The 19373-nt window shown below is 63.8% G+C and carries 20 protein-coding genes; 13 read left to right on the forward strand and 7 right to left on the reverse strand.

Annotated elements, in window-relative coordinates; all coding sequences use genetic code 11:
• The first annotated feature begins 11 nt into the window (after window positions 1–11).
• Both ACVILI_RS13160 and ACVILI_RS13165 read left to right on the forward strand, forming a co-directional pair.
• On the forward strand, window positions 12–1442 hold the full coding sequence (locus ACVILI_RS13160) for an FAD-binding oxidoreductase (RefSeq protein WP_240564780.1): 1431 nt from the start codon (window positions 12–14) through the stop codon (window positions 1440–1442).
• 184 nt (window positions 1443–1626) lie between these two features.
• Window positions 1627–2193 carry a DUF6101 family protein gene (locus ACVILI_RS13165; RefSeq protein ID WP_019856949.1) on the forward strand — a complete coding sequence of 189 codons (567 nt, stop codon included), beginning with the start codon at window positions 1627–1629 and terminating at the stop codon, window positions 2191–2193.
• A 150-nt stretch (window positions 2194–2343) separates the two neighbouring features.
• Here the strand turns inward: ACVILI_RS13165 and ubiA are convergent, their stop codons facing one another.
• Complete coding sequence (gene ubiA / locus ACVILI_RS13170) at window positions 2344–3327, reverse strand: 4-hydroxybenzoate octaprenyltransferase (protein WP_038652324.1); 984 nt, start codon at window positions 3325–3327, stop codon at window positions 2344–2346.
• A 68-nt stretch (window positions 3328–3395) separates the two neighbouring features.
• Complete coding sequence (locus tag ACVILI_RS13175) at window positions 3396–4307, reverse strand: LysR family transcriptional regulator (protein WP_038645372.1); 912 nt, start codon at window positions 4305–4307, stop codon at window positions 3396–3398.
• Window positions 4308–4397: 90 nt separating this feature from the next.
• Between ACVILI_RS13175 and ACVILI_RS13180 the strand changes: the two genes are divergently transcribed.
• Together ACVILI_RS13180 and purD are read left to right on the forward strand one after the other, a co-directional pair.
• Window positions 4398–5219, forward strand: coding sequence for a phytanoyl-CoA dioxygenase family protein (locus ACVILI_RS13180; protein ID WP_038645374.1), 822 nt, complete (start codon window positions 4398–4400; stop codon window positions 5217–5219).
• A 154-nt stretch (window positions 5220–5373) separates the two neighbouring features.
• Window positions 5374–6651 carry a phosphoribosylamine--glycine ligase gene (gene purD / locus ACVILI_RS13185; protein WP_019856953.1) on the forward strand — a complete coding sequence of 426 codons (1278 nt, stop codon included), beginning with the start codon at window positions 5374–5376 and terminating at the stop codon, window positions 6649–6651.
• Between the two features lie 17 nt (window positions 6652–6668).
• Here purD and ACVILI_RS13190 read toward each other — a convergent pair whose 3' ends face one another.
• Both ACVILI_RS13190 and ACVILI_RS13195 read right to left on the reverse strand, forming a co-directional pair.
• Window positions 6669–7781, reverse strand: a complete 1113-nt coding sequence (locus ACVILI_RS13190) for a glycoside hydrolase family 25 protein (RefSeq protein ID WP_038645377.1) — start codon at window positions 7779–7781, stop codon at window positions 6669–6671.
• Between the two features lie 134 nt (window positions 7782–7915).
• Complete coding sequence (locus ACVILI_RS13195) at window positions 7916–8152, reverse strand: hypothetical protein (protein ID WP_064983566.1); 237 nt, start codon at window positions 8150–8152, stop codon at window positions 7916–7918.
• A 214-nt stretch (window positions 8153–8366) separates the two neighbouring features.
• Between ACVILI_RS13195 and ACVILI_RS13200 the strand changes: the two genes are divergently transcribed.
• Window positions 8367–10136, forward strand: a complete 1770-nt coding sequence (locus ACVILI_RS13200) for an acyl-CoA dehydrogenase (RefSeq protein WP_038645381.1) — start codon at window positions 8367–8369, stop codon at window positions 10134–10136.
• A gap of 31 nt (window positions 10137–10167) precedes the next feature.
• Window positions 10168–10920 (forward strand): crotonase/enoyl-CoA hydratase family protein, encoded by a 753-nt coding sequence (locus tag ACVILI_RS13205; RefSeq protein WP_038645383.1) that lies wholly within the window; start codon window positions 10168–10170, stop codon window positions 10918–10920.
• A gap of 12 nt (window positions 10921–10932) precedes the next feature.
• On the opposite strand, the gene pdxH is transcribed toward ACVILI_RS13205, so the two are convergent.
• Window positions 10933–11550: a pyridoxamine 5'-phosphate oxidase gene (pdxH, locus tag ACVILI_RS13210; protein WP_038645385.1), complete on the reverse strand. Its 618-nt coding sequence runs from the start codon at window positions 11548–11550 to the stop codon at window positions 10933–10935.
• A 40-nt stretch (window positions 11551–11590) separates the two neighbouring features.
• Between pdxH and ACVILI_RS13215 the strand changes: the two genes are divergently transcribed.
• Window positions 11591–12052 (forward strand): RT0821/Lpp0805 family surface protein, encoded by a 462-nt coding sequence (locus tag ACVILI_RS13215; protein WP_027046613.1) that lies wholly within the window; start codon window positions 11591–11593, stop codon window positions 12050–12052.
• A gap of 177 nt (window positions 12053–12229) precedes the next feature.
• Here ACVILI_RS13215 and ACVILI_RS13220 read toward each other — a convergent pair whose 3' ends face one another.
• Window positions 12230–13606, reverse strand: coding sequence for an IS701 family transposase (locus ACVILI_RS13220; RefSeq protein ID WP_091586684.1), 1377 nt, complete (start codon window positions 13604–13606; stop codon window positions 12230–12232).
• Window positions 13607–13704: 98 nt separating this feature from the next.
• On the opposite strand from ACVILI_RS13220, the gene ACVILI_RS13225 reads away from it, so the two are divergent.
• From ACVILI_RS13225 to ACVILI_RS13240, 4 genes are all read left to right on the forward strand, one after another.
• The gene (locus ACVILI_RS13225; protein ID WP_038645292.1) at window positions 13705–13989 is read left to right on the forward strand and encodes a hypothetical protein; all 285 of its coding nucleotides are present in this window, start codon (window positions 13705–13707) and stop codon (window positions 13987–13989) included.
• Window positions 13990–14114: 125 nt separating this feature from the next.
• Window positions 14115–15044 (forward strand): DnaJ C-terminal domain-containing protein, encoded by a 930-nt coding sequence (locus ACVILI_RS13230; protein WP_038645389.1) that lies wholly within the window; start codon window positions 14115–14117, stop codon window positions 15042–15044.
• A 105-nt stretch (window positions 15045–15149) separates the two neighbouring features.
• The gene (gene fabI, locus ACVILI_RS13235; RefSeq protein ID WP_019856962.1) at window positions 15150–15968 is read left to right on the forward strand and encodes an enoyl-ACP reductase FabI; all 819 of its coding nucleotides are present in this window, start codon (window positions 15150–15152) and stop codon (window positions 15966–15968) included.
• A gap of 52 nt (window positions 15969–16020) precedes the next feature.
• Window positions 16021–16608: a histidine phosphatase family protein gene (locus ACVILI_RS13240; protein WP_038645391.1), complete on the forward strand. Its 588-nt coding sequence runs from the start codon at window positions 16021–16023 to the stop codon at window positions 16606–16608.
• Window positions 16609–16618: 10 nt separating this feature from the next.
• Here the strand turns inward: ACVILI_RS13240 and ACVILI_RS13245 are convergent, their stop codons facing one another.
• Complete coding sequence (locus ACVILI_RS13245) at window positions 16619–16879, reverse strand: DUF1344 domain-containing protein (protein WP_019856964.1); 261 nt, start codon at window positions 16877–16879, stop codon at window positions 16619–16621.
• Between the two features lie 184 nt (window positions 16880–17063).
• Between ACVILI_RS13245 and aroC the strand changes: the two genes are divergently transcribed.
• Window positions 17064–18179 carry a chorismate synthase gene (gene aroC / locus ACVILI_RS13250; RefSeq protein ID WP_019856965.1) on the forward strand — a complete coding sequence of 372 codons (1116 nt, stop codon included), beginning with the start codon at window positions 17064–17066 and terminating at the stop codon, window positions 18177–18179.
• A gap of 76 nt (window positions 18180–18255) precedes the next feature.
• Window positions 18256–19356 carry a 3,4-dihydroxy-2-butanone-4-phosphate synthase gene (gene ribB / locus ACVILI_RS13255; RefSeq protein ID WP_069091670.1) on the forward strand — a complete coding sequence of 367 codons (1101 nt, stop codon included), beginning with the start codon at window positions 18256–18258 and terminating at the stop codon, window positions 19354–19356.
• Window positions 19357–19373: the final 17 nt, after the last annotated feature.

Below are 19373 nucleotides of genomic sequence, written 5' to 3' on the forward strand. Positions count from 1 at the left end.
AGTTTTGCCGCATGACCGAAATTTTGCAAAAACTCGATCCCGCTCTCATCGACCGCTTTGCGGCGATCGTCGGTGACAAATACGCACTGCGCGATGAGCAGGACATCGCGCCCTATCTTATCGAGCGGCGCGGGCTCTGGCATGGCGCGACGTCGCTGGTGCTGCGGCCGGGCAGTGTCGACGAGGTCAGCCGCATCATGAGGCTAGCGACCGAGACCGGAACGCCGGTCGTGCCGCAAAGCGGCAACACCGGGCTGGTCGGCGCCCAGGTGCCCGACAGATCCGGTCGCGAGATCATCCTGTCGCTGTCGCGGCTGAACCGCATCCGCGAGATCGACGTCCTGTCCAACACAGTGACGGCGGAGGCCGGCGTCATTCTGCAGACGCTGCAGGAAGCGGCCGACGCCGCCGACCGGCTGTTTCCGCTGTCGCTCGCCGCGCAAGGCTCCTGCCAGATCGGCGGCAACCTTTCCTCCAACGCCGGCGGCACCGGCGTGCTTGCCTACGGCAATGCACGCGAACTCTGCCTCGGTGTCGAAGTGGTGCTGCCGACAGGCGAGGTCTTCGACGATCTGCGCAAGCTGAAGAAGGACAACACCGGCTACGATTTGAAGGACCTGTTCGTCGGTGCCGAAGGCACGCTCGGCGTCATCACCGCCGCCGTGCTGAAGCTGTTCCCGAAGCCGAAGGGGCGTGAGGTCGCGTTCGCCGGCCTGTCGTCTGCCGAAGCGGCACTGTCGCTGTTCAGCCTGGCGATGGACCGCGCCGGCGCTTCGCTCACCGCCTTCGAATTGATCGGTAAGAGACCTTACGATTTCACACTCAGGCATGGTCAAGGTGTCGTGCGGCCGCTGGCCGACGACTGGCCCTGGTATGTCTTGATGCAGGTTTCCTCCGGCCGCTCGGAAGCCGATGGCCGGGAACTGATCGAGGAGGTGCTGGCGGATGGTCTCGAGCAAGGCATCGTTGGCGATGCGGTGGTCGCGGCCAGCCTTGCCCAGGGCGACGCTTTCTGGAATTTCCGCGAGACGCTGCCCGAGTGCCAGAAGCCGGAGGGTGCCTCGATCAAGCACGATATTTCGGTGCCGATCGCATCGATCCCGCGCTTCATCGAAGAGGCGGCCGGCGCGGTGGCGTCGGTCAGCGCCGGCGCCCGCGTGGTCTGCTTCGGCCACATGGGCGACGGCAATCTTCACTATAACATCTCGCGGCCCGTCGATGGCGACGACGAGGCGTTTCTCGCCCTCTACCATCCTATGAACAAGGCGGTGCACGATGTCGTGCGCTCCTTCCACGGTTCGATCTCGGCCGAGCACGGCATCGGCCAGTTGAAGCGCGACGAACTGATCGCCACGGCGCCGCGGATGGCCATCGATCTGATGCGCCGGGTAAAGGCTGCCTTTGATCCCGCCGGCATCATGAATCCCGGTAAGGTTATCTGATCCTTTCAACATCTTGTGGCCGGTGGCATTCCGATAACCATCCCTGAGATCAGCAAAATTTAACCGACTTTCTTAAGCGCGGCGGTAAGGAGCCCGCGCTACTGTTTCCCCATAACGAGGCCGGGAAAACTGGCCCGGAGAGAACCGGACACCGGCTCTCAGGAGACAGACAGGAAGGCACTCTATGAACACCGGACTGAAGCCAGTCTGGGCGGGACGCAACATGCGCCTCGACCCATTCCGACTGCCCCAGATGGTCAGCTACGCCACGCGCGACGATTATGGCGACGTGACGTTCACCATCGACCACCGTGGCGCCGTGATCCGCCGCATGCTCGAGATGAGCGGCCTACCGGCGATCATCGCCCTGCCGGCCAATGCGTTCCGCGGCGTCGCCGCCCGCGCGATGGAGGATCCGGAAGGCAATGTCACGGTGACCCTGGAACTCCTGCACAATGATCCGATGCTGTCGGTGCCGCTGCTGGTGGCCGACGATCTCGACGATGTCGCCGCCGACTGGCGCGCCTGGGCCGATGCCTACCGCCTGCCGATGCTGTTGATCGAATCGGACGGCGTCGCCCGCACCCTGGAAGAATCGCTCGGCGCCGCCATCAAGACGCTGCCGCCGCAGGATCGCCGCAAGGGCCGCGTTTCCAACACGCGCCGCCCGCGCTTCCTTGCCCGCCGCAGGGCCGGCAACCTCGGTCTCAGGCTGGTCATCGACGGCCAGGAGATCATTTCACGCGACTAGCCTAGGGGCAGCGCCGACCTGAGTGTTTGGTCACTACCTTAAGACTTAGTTGAGTTGTGTCGCCGCTGAACCTCTCACCTTGAAGGTTGGCGCTGCCCCTCATCCGGCTGCCGCCACCTTCTCCCCGTATAGTGACGGCGAGAAGGAAGACTACACCAGCGGCTTCAGCGCCACCCACAATGCGCCGCCGATCAGGCCGAGGAAGATCAGCCAGCCGACCTGGTTGTTCGACCGGAACAGCCGCAGGCATTGGTCCGGATCGTTGATATCCAGAACCGCGATCTGCCGCGCCATGTGGGCGCCGGCGGCGATCAGTCCGGCGAGCGCTACTACGGGCGCCTGCGCCGAGGCGAAGGCGATGGCGAAGCAGATCAGGGTGCCGCCATAAAGCCCGGCCAGCCACGCCTTGGTGTTGTCGCCGAACAGCCGCGCCGTCGAGCGCACGCCGACAATGGCATCGTCTTCCTTGTCCTGGTGCGCATAGATCGTGTCGTAGCCGATCACCCACAGGATCGAGCCGATATAGAGCATGATGGCGGGGCCATCGAGATCGCCGAACTCGACCGCCCATCCCATCAGCGCGCCCCAGGAAAAGGCAAGGCCGAGAAACAATTGCGGCCAGTTGGTTATCCGCTTCATGAATGGATAGATAGCGACGATCGCCAGCGAGCAGATGCCGAGCAGGATGGCGAAGCTGTTGAACTGCAGAAGCACGGCAAGGCCGACCAGGGCCTGCAGGACAAGAAACAGCCAGGCCCGACGGCGTGTGGTCTGGCCCGATGGCAGCGGGCGCGAGCGGGTGCGTTCGACCTGGTTGTCGATGCCTTCGTCGACGATGTCGTTATAGGTGCAGCCGGCGCCGCGCATGGCGATGGCGCCGACCAGGAACAGCACGAGATACAATGGCGCCGGCAGCAGCGAGAGCAGCGGGTCGCCGGGGCGGGGATAGGCGCTTGCCGCGAGCGCCGCCGACCACCAGCACGGCCACAAAAGCAATTGCCAGCCGATCGGCCTGTCCCATCGCGCGAGCTGCGCATAGGGCCAAACCGCGCGCGGCAGCACGCGATAGACCCAATGTCCGTTCGGTGCATCGGCAACACGGCCTTGAGCCGCTTTCGACTGGATAGGTTCCATGTCCATGGAGTGGCAGCAGCCGCGGAAACCGTCAAGCGGCAAGCGGCCGAGGGACGGCCGCCGACCCGTCACGACGCGAAGATGTCGCGCGTGGAAAACCAGGCCTTCGCCGTCTCGACAAATGCCAGTGCCGCGTTCGACACGCGCTGATGCGTGTCATAGGTCAGGATGATGCGTTGCATCGGCAGAGGATCCGACAGCGGCTTGCAGATCAGGGGCAGTCCATCATAGCTGCGGTCGCCGTGCGGGCGGGTGTAGCTGACGGCGACGCCAAATCCGTTCGCTACCATGCTGCGCTGGAGTTCGAACGAGCTTGTCGCCCTGTCGGCCACCGGCGAGAGGCCACGGCCACGGAACAGGTCGAGCATGTGCTGCCAGCTGTGCGGCTGGTCCGTCGTGATCAGCGGATAGGCCGCCAGATCCGCCAGGCTGACCTCGGGATAGTCCACCAGCGCATGACCTGCCGGCAGCAATGCATGCGGCCGCAGCTCGTGCAGCAGGATGCGGGCGAAATGCGCGGGCAGGCCAAGATCATAGCTGAGGCCGAGATCGATGGCGGCATCCGTCAGACGCCGCCCGAGCGTCTCGAACGTTTCGTCGCGAACGATCACCGTGACGTCTGGGTGGCGTTCGGAAAAAGCGCGGATCAGACCCGGCGCGAAATAGGGCGCCAGATCCTCGAAACATCCAAGCACCAACTCGCCGCCGACGGCCGAATTGCCCGCCCCCAGGCTCATCAGTTCGTCGGTCTCGGCAAGAACCTGTTTTGCCTTGGCCACGACGACGCGGCCGAAGGAGCTCAGCGAGACGCCGCTGCCGCGCTGGCGCACGAACAGTTTTTGCCCGAAATCCTTTTCGATCGCGTCGATCGCCACCGAAATCGAGGGCTGCGAAATGTTCAACGCCCTGGCCGCGCCGGTGACGCTGCCGTGGCGGGCGACAGCGACCAGATAACGTAATTGGGTGAGGCTGATTCTCATAGTCTGATTCTATGTATCAGATGAGAAGTTATTATTTTACTGAATGAATGCGGGTTGCGATAGTCGTCCCGATCCTGAAAGGAGGACACCATGGCTCCCCAGACTGCTGCCCGCGCCATCGACACCAGCCTGATCGATGCGGAGACGATTGCCGACTACCAGCGTGACGGCGCGGTTTGTATCCGCGGCGCGTTCAAGGGCTGGGTCGACACGATTGCCGCCGGCATCGAGCGCAACATGCAAAACCGCAGCGCCACCGCGTCCGACATCGCCAATGGCCGCGGCAGTTTCTTCGACGATTACTGCAACTGGGAGCGCATTCCCGAATTCGTCGAGTTGGTGCGGAAGTCGCCGGCCGCCGAACTGGCGGCGGCGGTGATGCAGTCGCGCACCGCGCAGTTCTTCCACGATCACGTTCTGGTCAAGGAGCCCGGCACGCAGAAGCCGACGCCCTGGCATCAGGATATCCCCTATTACTTCGTCGATGGCCAGCAGACGGTCAGCTTCTGGATCCCCATCGATCCGGTGAAGGAGGCAACGCTGCGCCTGATCGCCGGCTCGCACAAATGGGACAAGATGATCCTGCCCGTGCGCTGGCTCGACGACAGCAATTTTTATGCCGGCGAAGGCGACTATTTGCCGGTGCCGGATCCCGACAACGACCCGTCGATGAAAGTGCTCGAATGGGAGATGGAGCCGGGCGACGCCATCCTGTTCGACTTCCGCACCGCGCATGGCGCGCGCGGCAATCTAACCGCGGCGCGGCGCCGGGCGCTGTCGCTGCGCTGGGTCGGCGACGATGCCCACTATGTCGAGCGGCCGGGTCGTACCTCGCCGCCCTATCACGGCCATGGCATGCGGCCGGGGCAGAAATTGCGCGAAGACTGGTTCCCGGTGGTCTTTCCCGGCTGAAGCGGGCCAGAATATGGGCGCCGGAATTCGGCGCCCATATTCGGCCGGGGATAACGTTCCCGTGCGCAATTCGGATCAAAACACCCTGATGCCTTGACCCGTCGCCCGGAGAGCAATAGCGGGTGCTCTCCAGGGTTAGCATCAAGAGGTGGCCATGAACGTTCTTCTTCTGGGCTCCGGCGGCCGCGAACATGCGCTTGCCTGGAAGATCGCCGCCTCGCCGCTGCTGACCAAGCTTTACGCGGCCCCCGGTAATCCCGGCATCGGCGCTGAGGCCGAACTGGTGAAGATGGATATCACCGACCACGCCGCTGTCGCCTCCTTCTGCCGGGAGAAGAAGATCGACCTCGTCGTCGTCGGTCCGGAAGGGCCGCTTGTCGCCGGTATCGCGGACGATTTGCGCGCCGAAAACATCCGCGTCTTCGGGCCTTCGAAGGCCGCCGCGCGGCTGGAAGGCTCCAAGGGTTTCACCAAGGACCTCTGCGCCCGATACGACATCCCCACCGCCGCCTATGGCCGTTTCAACGATCTGGCCTCGGCCAAGGCCTATGTCGAAAAGACGGGTGCGCCGATCGTCATCAAGGCCGATGGGCTCGCCGCCGGCAAGGGTGTCACGGTCGCCATGACGCTGGACGAGGCGCGGGCGGCCCTCGATGCCTGCTTCGAGGGCTCCTTCGGCGCAGCCGGTGCGGAGGTGGTGGTCGAGGAATTCATGACCGGCGAGGAGGCGAGCTTCTTCTGCCTCTGCGACGGCACGACCGCGCTGCCTTTCGGCACGGCACAGGACCACAAGCGTGTCGGCGACGGCGATGTCGGCCCCAACACCGGCGGTATGGGCGCCTATTCCCCGGCGCCGGTGATGACGCCGGAAATGATCGAGCGCACCATGCGCGAGATCATCGAGCCGACGATGCGCGGCATGGCCGAGCTTGGCGCGCCCTTCGCCGGCATTCTCTTTGCCGGGCTGATGATATCAGACAAGGGGCCGAAGCTGATCGAATACAACACCCGCTTCGGCGATCCGGAATGCCAGGTGCTGATGATGCGGCTCAAGGACGACCTGCTGGTGCTGCTCAATGCCGCCGTCGACGGTCAGCTGGCGCACACGTCCATACGCTGGCGCGATGAGGCAGCACTCACCGTGGTGATGGCGGCGCGGGGCTATCCCGGCACGCCGGAAAAAGGCTCGGTCATCCGCGGCGTCGGGGAAGCGGCGGGCGAAGGCGTCCAGATCTTCCATGCCGGCACCGCCATCAACGGCGGCGCGCTGGTCGCCAATGGCGGCCGCGTCCTCAATGTCACCGCCACCGGCGCCACGGTCGGCGAGGCGCAGAAGCGGGCCTATGCCGCGCTCGACCGGATCGATTGGCCGGACGGATTTTGCCGCCGCGACATCGGCTGGCAGGCCGTGGCGCGCGAGCGGGCGAGCTGAGATTTCGGAGCGGCGGCCTACGGCTGACCGCGATCGATTTCGGTCGAACCGGTGCTCACGGGGTCGGCCGCGGCAAGGGCGGCGTCCAACTGCTCGGGTGAGCGTTGCCCGGTCCGCTTCCAGGCGACATATTGCACGATGCCGAAGCCCGGCCTGCGCGGCACCGTCTTCACAACAGGCATGCGGAACCCGTCGCGGAATTTGGACCAGCGCGAACCGAGCACCGCGACCATTTCCTCGAAGGTCGGCGGCGTTGCTACATCCGCATAGATGAGGGTGGTCTTGCCGGCGAGCGCTGCTTCGCGCGACAGCGGCACCGGCACGCTGGCAAGATAGTCGGATGGCACGTCGATGAGCCCGCCAAAGGGCCATTGCTGGCGCAGCATGGCGGCATCCGCCGGCACGACGTTGACGTCGATGTCATTGGGCGTGCCGGCCACCCTGTAGGGGCAGCGGAAGCGGCCGCAATTGGCTTGCGCGGAAAATTGCCAGAGCGCGTAGCCCTGCCAGTTGCCCATCGGAAAATGCACGTCGATATCAGGCTTGTAGCGTGCGTACCAAAGCGGCAGCCGCGACAAGAGCCGGTACTTGTAGCGGTTGTCGGCGATGTACTGCGCGGTCTTGCCGTTGGTGTAGAGCACCGGGAAGCGGCCGATGCGCCGATGCACCTGGCGCACGAACTCCTCCGCATCGTCGAGCGACATCCATTGCGAGGGATCGATGCCCTCGATGTCGAGCGCCATGAGATCGTCCGGTGCCGGATCGGCGAAATCGAGGAAATTATTGGCCTGCTCGACCGGATTGCCGGGGCGGGCGAGATGATAGGCGCCCCATTTCAGTCCCAGCGCCTTGGCCACGACCCGGCGCGTCTGAAACAGTTCGCGCGTCACCGCATGGCGTTTCCACAGCGCCTTGCAGAGCTTCACGTCGGTGTCGCTGCCGAAACAAAAATAGGGCGGCGGCATGCCGTCCGACGCCTTGTTGATGAAGGCGGCGATGCGCTTGTCGGTGGCCAACTGCGCCCAGTCGATGGAATTGTATTCGTAGGCGTCGATCACCAGCGCGCGGTCGGCGTTCTTCCACGGCTCGGAGAAATCCGAAGCCTTTGACGCCGATATCAGCGCCATCATCGCCGCAAGAGCGATCGCTGAGCGGCGAAGAAGGTGCGCCGGCGTTTTCAAACAGGGGGTCCCCGTTGATCAAACACCGATGGTGAACCGCTATGGTTAAGGAAATGCTTCTCGATGCAGAGGCCGTTGGGAAGCTAGCGCCGGCTGAAGGGCTGAAATTCAAACGGATCGGGCGCGGGCTCCTGCTGCAGCGTGCCTTCGGCGGCGCGCTTGCGGTGGTGGGCAAGAGAACATTGCGGCGAGCACAATATGCCGCGATCCGACCAGTAGGCCGCACCGTGCTCCAACTGGCCGCCATGATGCCAAAACCCTGTCGCTCGGTAAGGCAAGCCGCATTCGATGCAGCGATAGGCGTCGGGTCTGGCGAGCATGGGCTTGTTCCGGTCGGCTGGTTCTGGTCTGTCGCCGGTCGGCTTGATGCGGCGCCTATCGAATTTAATACAGGCCGGCGCGATTGCAAAATCCACGTGACAAAGTTTGACGTTTACGTAAAAAGAAACGGGGAGACCGCCCAAAGGCGGATGGTTTTGCAGCCGCGCCGGCTCTAGGATTGGCGAGGCCGGTGCATCAGGAGGATCGAGCGGCATGTATCGGGCACCGGTCGAGGATATCGCGTTCACGCTGAAGCATGTTGCCGGCATGAAATCCGCCCTTGATGCCGGTAGGTTCGGCGATCTCGGCGAGGACCTGGTCGACGCCGTCCTTGGCGAGGCCGGCCGTTTCGCCACCGAGGAGGTGGCACCGCTCTACAAGATCGGCGACGAGCAGGGTGCGGTGCTTAGGGATGCCGCCGTCACCATGCCGCGCGGCTGGAAGGAGCTTTATCGCCGCTGGATCGATGGCGGCTGGAACGCATTGTCGGGGCCGGAAGAGTATGGCGGCCAGGCGCTGCCGACCATGCTGGGCGTCGCCGCGCTCGAAATGTGGAACTCGGCCGCCATGGCCTTCGGCATCGGCCCGACGCTGACCATGGGCGCGGTCGAAGCGCTCGACAAGCACGCTTCCGAAGCGCTCAAGGCGAAATATCTCGAAAGGCTCGTCTCCGGCGAATGGATGGGCACGATGAACCTGACCGAGCCTCAGGCGGGCTCCGATCTCGCCGCCTTGCGCGCCCGCGCCGAGCCCGCTGGCGACGGCGCCTACCGCATCTTCGGCCAGAAGATCTTCATCACCTATGGCGAGCACGATTTCACCGACAACATCATCCATCTGGTGCTGGCTCGGCTGCCCGATGCGCCCACCGGCACACGCGGCATCTCGCTGTTCCTGGTGCCGAAATTTTTCGTCAACGATGATGGCTCGCTTGGCACCCGCAACGACGTCTTCTGTTCCGGCCTCGAGCACAAGCTCGGCATCCATGCTTCGCCGACCTGCACCATGATTTATGGCGACGGTTTCCAGGGCGCCGGACCCGGCGCCATCGGCTGGCTGATCGGCGAGGAAAACAAGGGTCTCGCCTGCATGTTCACCATGATGAACAATGCCCGCCTGGCCGTCGGCATGCAGGGTGTCGCGGTCGCGGAAGCCGCCACCCAGAAGGCGATCGCCTATGCCAATGAGCGCCGCCAGGGCAAGGCGGCGGATTATGCCGGCGCCGGCATGGCGCCGATCGTCCATCACCCCGACGTGCAGCGCAATCTCCTGACCATGAAGGCGCTGACGCAGACGGCGCGGGCGATCAGTTATTCCTGCGCCCATGCCATCGATATGGCGCGCGTCTCGGATGGTGATCAGGCTGTGCATTGGCGTGATCGCGCCAACCTGCTCACGCCGCTGGCCAAGGCGTTTTCGACCGATGTCGGCGTCGAGGTGGCTTCGCTCGGCGTGCAGGTGCATGGCGGCATGGGCTTCATCGAGGAAACCGGTGCAGCAGCCTTCTACCGCGACGCGCGCATCGCACCGATCTACGAGGGCACCAACGGCATCCAGGCGATCGATCTGGTCACCCGCAAGCTGCCGCTCGGCGGCGGCCAACATGTGCATGGCTTCATCGGCGAACTGGCCGCCGTCGCCAACGCCGTGCGGACCTCAAACCTGCAAGGTTTCGGCCGCACCGCCGATGCTCTCGACGCAGCCCTTAGCGACCTGACGCAAGCGACGCGCTTCCTGCAGAAACCGTCGGCCGACGGCCGGATGGAAGAGGTGCTGGCGGGAGCGACGCCGTATCTCAGGCTGATCTCGCTTGCCGCCGGCGGCGCCTATCTGGCGCGCGGCGCTCTTGCCGATCAGGATCGCATCGCCCTGTGCCGCTTCTTCGCCGAAAACCTGCTCGGCGAGGCACGCGCCTTGAAGGAGCGTGTCATCGACGGCGCGGAGAGCCTCGCTGCCGCCGGCAAGGCGCTGATATCAGCTTGAATTCTCTTAGCGCTCACCAGGGAAGAAGACCGTGACAGACCATATCCTCGTCGAGCGCCAGGGCGCCATCCAGATCATCCGCATGAACCGCCCGGACAAGAAGAACGCGCTGACGCGTGCCATGTACGCAAAGATGTCGGCGGCGCTTGCCGAGGGTGACGCCGATCCGGCGATCCGCGTCCATGTCTTCCTCGGCGTGCCCGGCGCCTTCTCCTCCGGCAACGATCTTGCCGATTTCATGGTTGTCGCCACCGGCGGTGACGGCGGCACGGAAGTCTGGGATTTCCTGATGGCGCTGGCCAGGGTCGAAAAACCCATCGTCTCCGGCGTCGACGGCATCGCGGTCGGCATCGGCACGACGATCAACCTGCATTGCGACCTGACCTTCGCCACGCCGCGCACCGTCTTCAGGACGCCTTTCGTCGATCTTGGCCTGGTGCCCGAGGCTGGCTCCAGTTTGCTGGCGCCACGCATCCTTGGTCAGCAAGGCGCTTTCGCGCTGCTCGGCCTAGGCGAAGGTTTTTCCGCCGAGCGCGCGAAGGCCGCCGGCTTGATCTACGATGTGGTCGAGGAGGCCGCGCTGGAGGCCTCGGTCCTTGCGGCCGCCAGCCAGATCGCCACTAAGCCGCCGCAGGCGCTGAAGATCGCGCGCGATCTCATGCGCGGCTCGCGCGACGACCTCGTTGCCCGCATCGGCGAGGAAAGCCAGCATTTTCGCGATCGGCTGAAGTCGGATGAGGCGCGCGCCGCGCTCACCGCGTTCATGACCAGGAAGAAGAGCTGAGGCCTTGCCCTTTCAGGGATAGAGCCGCGTCTTGTCCCAATCGCCTTGGGCGTTGCGGGTAAAGACCACCCGGTCATGCAGCCGGAATGGACGGTCGTGCCAGAACTCGATCGTCTTCGGCACGATGCGGAAACCCGACCAGTGCTTCGGGCGCGGAATCTCGCCGATGGCGTAGCGCGCCGTGTATTCGGCGACAGCTTTCTCCAGTGCGAAGCGGCTTTCCAGCGGCCGTGACTGCTTCGACGCCCAGGCGCCGATGCGGCTGCCGCGTGGGCGCGTCGCGTAGTAGGCGTCGGCCTCGGCATCGCTGACGATCTCCACCGGGCCGCGAATGCGCACCTGGCGGCGCAGCGATTTCCAGTGGAAACACATCGCCGCCTTCATGCTGTCAAGAATCTCCTGGCCCTTCGCGCTCTCGAAATTCGTGTAGAAAACAAACCCGCCTTCATCGAACCCCTTCAGCAGCACCATCCGCACATCCGGCATGCCTTCGGCGTCGACGGTCGCCAGCGCCACGCCGTTGGCATCGTTGATTTCGCTCTTGGTGGCGTCGTCAAGCCATGCGGCAAAGAGGCGAAACGGCTCGGCCGCTTCGGTAAAGTCACTGGTTGTTAACTCTGTGTCACTCATAGTTTTTCTCAAATTGTCACGAAATCAGGGAGGTTGCCGATTGTCGCGTATCGCGCAAGCTTTTGACAGCAGGCAATGGAGCGTTATCGCTTCGGCCAGCGCGAAAGCGGCGATCGTGGCGGCCGCCTTGCCGCTTGCCGCCTGCGGCGCGGGTGGCTTCAGCCTGGAAAAAGCCGAAGTCGACCGCTCGATCCTGACCAGCAGCACGCAGCCTCAATCGGCGCCTGCCGATTCGGATCGCGACTCCGACCAGACGACGATCGGCAATGCGGTGTCCTCCGCCGACATCGAGCAGCTCGGCGGCCAGGCCGTGCCGTGGGCCAATGCCGGCACCGGTTCACGCGGCTCCATCACCGAACTCGCGGAATTGAAGGACCGGGGCCAGACCTGCCGCCGCTTCAAGGCTTCGCGCGAAAGCTTTGACGGCGTTGCCATGTTCGAGGGCGAGCTCTGCCTGGCCAGCGCCGGCGGCTGGCGCATGCAAGGCTTCAAGGCGCTCTGAGCCTGATCCGAAAGTCGATCGGGTCGGCTTGGCGGGTCTTTTCGCCGCCCAGCGCGTCGCCGATCTTGCCGATATCCCAATATCGGCTGCGATCGGCTCCTTCCGGATCGGCAAAAATCCCTCGCCAATCCTCAGCCGCCGACTTTCGGATCAGGCTCTGATCTCGACTTTGTACGTTTAGGTGGCGAAGCATAGTGCTTGCGCCATTCGCAGGATGCGTTGTGGCGGGATATTTTGTCGTTCCCGGTTTGGCGGGGAGTGTTGATTAATATCGCCGATCCAGATTTCGAGGCGGACTGCGCCGATGGCATCGCTGAACGTCAGGCTGGTTTTTCGGTACCACGCTGCGGCGTATGGGGTGGTGGTGCTGGTGAGCAGATCGCAGGCCCATAGCGATACGAGGGTGTAGAGACCGAGCAATGTTGGGGTGGTTCGTGCAATGGCCTTGTCGGACCATTGCCGTTGGGTCTCAACGCCAAGGTGGGCGCGGGTCTCGGCGAACGTGACCTCGATCTGCCAGCGGCGGACGAACAGGGCGATGATGTCGGCGGGCTCGAGGGCGATGTCTGTGCTGAAGAAGGCTTGGGGCGCGCGTTTACCATCGGGATCCCGGACCAGCACCCAGCGGATCGGCATTACCGGGGTACCGGGCCTGTACCACAAGGCGGTATCAGACGTGATCTCGAGCGTCTTGCCGTCGACATGGCCATACCAGGCGGACACGATGATCCTGGCCCAAGTCGTGGCGGGGTTGGACAGGAGGGTCTTGAGCTTTGGTAGTGCTGGACCTTTTTGCGCTGGCCGGCCGAGGGTGCGCGTGGTCCGCTTTGGCGGTGGCGCAAACAGGCTGGCATCCAGTCGCAGCCGGCTGATGAGCGTTGCCCTGGCAGTGATGGCATGGGCCAGTTCATGGACGGCAAAGCTGCTGTCGCCTACGAAGATGACGCGGCGCCCTGGCAGCCAGCGACAGAGTTGCAGTGCGCCCTGCCGCGCCCAGTCGGTCAGCAGCTTATGGCGCCGCCCACGTTGATGGTCGGATCGCTCGGATGGGGCAAGCAAGGTCAGGACCGGCAAGGCCTTTACCAGGCTCGTCCATGGCACCGGGGTCAGCACCATGAAGCTCAACCAGCGCAGGCCACTGGCTTTGACGAAATGGCCATGGCTGGAGCGCACTGGATCCCGGTAGATGCCCCGTGCGCTGATCCGGCGTCCCCATCGGCGTTCGATGGTGTCGTCCATGCCAATGACGATGGGGCCATCGGGCACGAGCCGTTCGACCACGAGGCCCAGCAATCGCCTGGCAACGGCACGGGGGCTCCAGCAGGCTCGGTTGAAGATTTGGTGGTAGCTTGCAAAGTTGGCGGCCTCGGCCCTGCCGGTCATGCGCAAGCAGGAGCTGACGGTCCGCTTGCCCGGCGCCAGCAAAGCTCCCATGACCAGAACAAGGACATGTTCCCAACTGGGCGCTGTGAAACAGGTGCGCAACTCTTGGAGCCACTGGCGCAGGATCTGAGGAACGGCATCGCTGACGGCGGCGTTGGGATGGTGCAGCATCCCATGCTTCGAATCCCGGCCAGCACATGTTGCAAGGCAATGACCGTGCGGCGAAGTGAATCAGACCTGACTAGGGCTGCGGCAGCTATGACTGCACAATGGAAAAGGACGACATAGCCCTGCGCATCGAAGCGTTCGACCAGGCCAATGGCGGCGGCGTTGGCTGGTACAAGGACAAAGGTGCCTACCACCTGTACCTGCTGGCAACCGAGGTGCCGATCGCCCGTCTCAAGCCGATCGGCAGAGGCGATGAGGTCAAAATCGCCTACTGGTCACACCGGCGAAAATGGGAAGACATCGACGATATGGGAGGCTGCAGCCTGCCCCTCGATCAGGCGCTCAGCCACATCGCAACCAACAGCCTCTTCTGGACATGGACCTGACCAAAAACGTACAAAGTCGAGCTGATTTTCCGCCTTCAATATGGCCACCCGCTACTGGAATTTCTTCCTATCCGAGCGCATATAGGGGGCAAGTATGGACTCAACTCATTTCCAGGGCAGGAAGCATGCGCGACCCGTATGAGGTCCTGGGCGTTGCAAAGAACGCATCGGCCAAGGACATAAAATCGGCGTACCGGAAACTCGCCAAGAAACATCATCCGGACCAGAATCCGAATGATCCCAAGGCGAAGGACCGTTTTGCCGCGGCCAATCAGGCCTATGAGATCGTCGGCGACGAGAAGAACCGTGCCGCTTTCGATCGTGGCGAGATCGACGCCGACGGCAAGCCGCGCTTCCAGGGTTTTGAGGGCGCCGCCGGTGGCGGCGACCCCTTTGCCGGGTTTCGCCGCCAGCAAGGCGCCGGCGGTTCGCGATTCGAATTCCGTTCGGGGCGCCCGGGCGGTGATCCGTTCGACGGCAACAGCGATATTTTCAGCCAGATCTTCGGCGACGCCTTTTCCGGCGCGCGCGGTGCCGGCATGGGCGACCGCCGCCAGCCGGCGACGGCGGCTGATCTGAACGTCACGCTCGACGTCACCATCGAGGAAGCGGCGACCGCCGAAAAGGTGACGGCGATGTTCCCGGATGGCCGCAAGGTGGCGGTCAAACTGCCGGCCTTTGTCGAGGATGGCCAGACCATCCGGCTGAAGGGGCAGGGCGAGCAGGGGCCGGGCCAGCCCGGCGACGCGCTGGTCAAGATCCATATCCGCCGGCATCCGCGCTACCGCATCGAGGGCCGCGACCTGCATGCCGATCTGCCGGTGTCGCTGACGGATGCGGTGCTGGGCGCCAAGGTGCCGGTCGAGACGCCGACCGGCAGGCTGGCGGTCAACGTCCCCGCCTGGTCGAGCTCGGACAAGGTCCTGCGGCTCAAGGGCAGGGGCCTGCCGGAAAAGGCCGGCGGCCACGGCGATCTCTACGCGCATGTCCGCATCATGCTGCCGGAGGGCGGCGACAGCGCTCTCGAAGCGTTGCTGCGTGGTCAAAAAGGCTGATCCAGCGCTCTTGTCCCCCGAACTGTCCGGTTTGAGCGCTTGAAGGGGCTGTGTGCCTGTGCGATAGGCACTCCACAAAGCACAAACCTTGCGGAGAGCGCTCACATGGCGGGTGGACAGGGCCTGATGGCCGGCAAGCGCGGCCTTATTCTTGGCGTCGCGAACAACAGGTCGATAGCCTACGGCATCGCCAAGGCATGCGTCGACCATGGCGCCGAGATCGCGCTGACCTATCAGGGCGAGGCGTTCAAGAAGCGTGTCGAGCCGTTGGCGGCGGAACTGGGCGCCTTTGTCGCCGGCCATTGCGACGTCACCGATCCGGCGAGCCTCGACGAGGTTTTCGCCAATGTCGCCAAGCATTGGGGCAAGCTCGATTTTCTCGTCCATGCCATCGCCTTCTCCGACAAGGACGAGCTGACCGGCCGCTATGTCGAGACGACGCGCGACAATTTCCTGCGCACCATGGACATTTCGGTGTTCTCCTTCACGACCATCGCCAAGCGCGCCGAGGCGCTGATGACCGAGGGCGGTTCACTGCTCACGCTGACCTACTACGGCGCCGAGAAGGTGATGCCGCACTACAACGTCATGGGCGTCGCCAAGGCCGCGCTCGAAGCCAGCGTGCGTTACCTTGCCGTCGATCTCGGCGGCAAGAAGATCCGCGTCAACGCGATCTCGGCCGGCCCGATCAAGACGCTGGCCGCCTCGGGCATAGGCGACTTCCGCTACATACTGAAGTGGAACGAATACAATTCGCCGCTGAAGCAGACGGTCACGCAGGAGGAGGTCGGCGATTCCGGCGTCTATTTCCTGTCCGACCTGTCGCGCGGCGTCACCGGTGAGGTGCACCATGTCGATTCCGGCTATCACGTGGTGGGCATGAAGGCGGTCGACGCGCCTGATATTTCGACGGTCAAGGAATAACGCCCTCCGCCCATCCTCCGCCCAGGCCCTGGCCCGACCTCCGGAAGACCTGATGTACCCGCTGGTTTATATCGTGCGCCACGGCCAGACCGCGTGGAACGCCGAATTCCGGCTTCAGGGCCAGGCCGACACCGATCTCAATGCCCTTGGCCGCGAGCAGGCGACCGGAAACGGGCGTCGGCTGGCAGACCTTGTAGGCGATCAAGGGGAATTCGACTTCGTCGCCAGCCCGATGCGGCGGACGCGCGAAACGATGGAACGCATCCGCGCCGCGATGAAACTCGATCCGCTCGCCTATCGAACCGATGTCAGGCTGGTCGAGGTCAATTTCGGCGACTGGCAGAGTTTTACCTTTGCCGAGCTCGAGACACAGTCTCCCGGAGCAAGCCGGTTCCGCGCATTGGACAAATGGAATTTTCAGCCGCCGGGCGAGGGGGCGGAAAGCTACCAGATGCTGCTCGAACGGGTGAAACCCTGCTTCGACGAGATCGACCGCAAGACGGTTTGCGTGACGCATGGCGGCGTCATGCGCACCCTGTTCCGTTTCGTGCTCGATATGGCCGAGGACGAGGCCGCGAACCTCGAAATACCACAGGATCGCGTGCTCAAACTCGAAGGCAAGAGCCTGGAGTGGCTTTAAGCCGCCTGACCTAGTTCGTGTCGCTGTCCGGCAACTGCATATCGGTCACGACATTCTCGCCATTGGTCACGTCGTAGGCGATGACGATGTCCATGCCCGGCTTCAGCGAGTCGAGATCGGTTTCGGCGTTCAGCTTGTAGGATTTACCGTCGTCCAGCGTCAGGGTCAGCGCGTCCTTGTCGACCTTCTTGATCAGGCCTTCGGTCTGTCCGGCGAAGGCGGCGGTGGAATAGAGCAGGGTGGCGGCAACAGCGCCAATCAGGGTACGCATGATCGTCCTCTTTGGTCATTGCGCCGGCACTGTGGCGGCGGATCCTCAACGGCGGATGGAAGAAAGCAGAAACCAGCCGAATGTGTCAAAACTTAAACGGCAGGGATGACAGTTTGACCACCGCAAAAAACGCCAATAGAAGGCAGGCTTCAACCGGCTCCGCTGCCGGGCAGGGCACTTTTCCATGTCTCACAACACGTTCGGCCATCTTTTCCGCGTCACCACTTGGGGCGAAAGCCATGGCGCAGCGCTTGGCTGCGTGGTCGATGGCTGCCCGCCCGGCATCCGCTTTACGCGCAACGAAATCCAGGCCGAACTCGACAAGCGCCGGCCGGGCCAGTCGCGCTTCGTCACCCAGCGCCGCGAACCCGACGAGGTGAAGGTGCTGTCCGGTTTCGTCCTCGACGAGGACGGCGAGACGATGATCACCACCGGCACGCCGGTCTCCATGCTGATCGAGAATGTCGACCAGCGATCGAAGGACTATGGCGAGATCGCCCGCCAGTACCGGCCCGGCCATGCCGACTACACTTATGACGTCAAATACGGCATACGCGACTATCGCGGCGGCGGCCGCTCCTCCGCCCGCGAGACCGCCGCCAGGGTCGCCGCAGGCGCGCTCGCCCGTAAGGTGGTGCCCGGCATGGTGGTGCGCGGCGCCCTGGTTTCGATGGGCGAAAAATCGATCGACCGCGCCAACTGGAACTGGAATTTCATCGGCGACGCGGAAAATCCGTTCTTCACGCCCGACCCTGCTTCGGTTCCCGTCTTCACGCAGTATCTCGACGGTATCCGCAAGGCCGGATCCTCGGTCGGCGCTGTGATCGAGATTGTCGCCGACGGCGTGCCGCCAGGGCTTGGCGCGCCGATCTATGCCAAGCTCGACCAGGACATTGCCTCGGGCCTGATGTCGATCAACGCCGTCAAGGGCGTCGAGATCGGCAATGGTTTCGAGGCCGCGCGCATCACCGGCGAACAGAATGCCGACGAGATGCGGATCGGTAATGACGGCAAGCCGGTGTTCCTGTCCAACAATGCCGGCGGCATCCTTGGCGGCATCTCGACCGGTCAGGCGATCGTGGCCCGTTTCGCCGTCAAGCCGACCTCGTCGATCCTGACGCCGCGAAAGTCGATCGACAAGGACGGCAACGACGTCGAGGTGATGACCAAGGGCCGGCACGACCCCTGCGTCGGCATCCGCGCCGTGCCGATCGGCGAGGCAATGGTTGCCTGCGCGATTGCCGATCACTATCTGCGGCACAGGGGACAGACGGGGAAGGGAATAGGCAGTAGGGAATAGGCAGTAGGCCGCCCGAAACAGCCTTTTTCTTCCCTTCTGCCTACTGCCGAATCCCTGCGAGCGAAGCGAGCATCCCATGCCTTACGATCAGAAGAAGATTGTCGAAGCCATCCGCGCATTCGAACGCGGCGAGATCGTCGTCGTCATGGATGATGACGGGCGCGAGAACGAGGGTGACCTGATCGTCGCCGCCGTTCACTGCACGCCGGAAAAGATGGCCTTTATCGTGCGCAACACCTCGGGCATCGTCTGCACGCCGATGCCGCGTGAGGAAGCCAAGCGGCTCAACCTGCAGCCGATGGTCGCCGACAATGATTCCGCCCACACCACCGCCTTCACCGTCAGCGTCGATTTCAAGCATGGCACGACGACAGGGATTTCGGCCGAAGACCGCACGCTGACCGTGCGCAACCTTGCCAACGGCAATGTCGGCGCCTCCGATTTCGTCCGCCCCGGCCACATCTTTCCGCTGATCGCCCGCGAAGGCGGCGTCCTGATGCGTTCGGGTCATACCGAAGCGGCGGTCGATCTCTGCAAGCTCGCCGGCCTGCCGCCGATCGGCGTCATTTCCGAACTGGTCAACGACGACGGCACCGTCAAGCGCGGCCCGCAAGTGCAGGCTTTCGCCGAAGAGCACGGCCTGAAGCAGGTGTCGGTCGCCGACCTCATCGCCTACCGCCAGCGCAAGGAAACGCTGGTCGAGCGTGTCGCCTGCTCCGATATCGACACGCTTGGCGGCAAGGCGCAGGTCTTCACCTACACGCTGCCCTGGGACACGATGCATCACGTCGCTGTCGTTTTTGGCGATATACGCGATGGCGAGGACGTGCCGGTGCGGCTGCATTCCGAGGATGTGGTGACCGATGTCTTCGGCACCAGCCATCGCCTGGACGGCATCATGAAAGCGATGGGCGAGCGCAAGCGCGGCGTCATCGTCTATCTCAGAGAGGGCTCCGTCGGCGTCGCGCACCAGGAGCGCAAGCGTCCGCTGAGCGGCGACCGCGAGGATCACGAAGAGGCGCGCCGCCGCGAAAACGAATGGCGTGAAATCGGTCTCGGCGCGCAGATCCTGAAGGATCTCGGCATTTCCTCGATCAACCTGATCGCCTCGCGCGAGCGTCATTATGTCGGCCTCGAAGGGTTTGGCATCCACATCGCCAAGACCGAGATCCTCTAGAATATATCGATATTCGG

The sequence above is a fragment of the Mesorhizobium sp. USDA 4775 genome, from assembly GCF_054062655.1.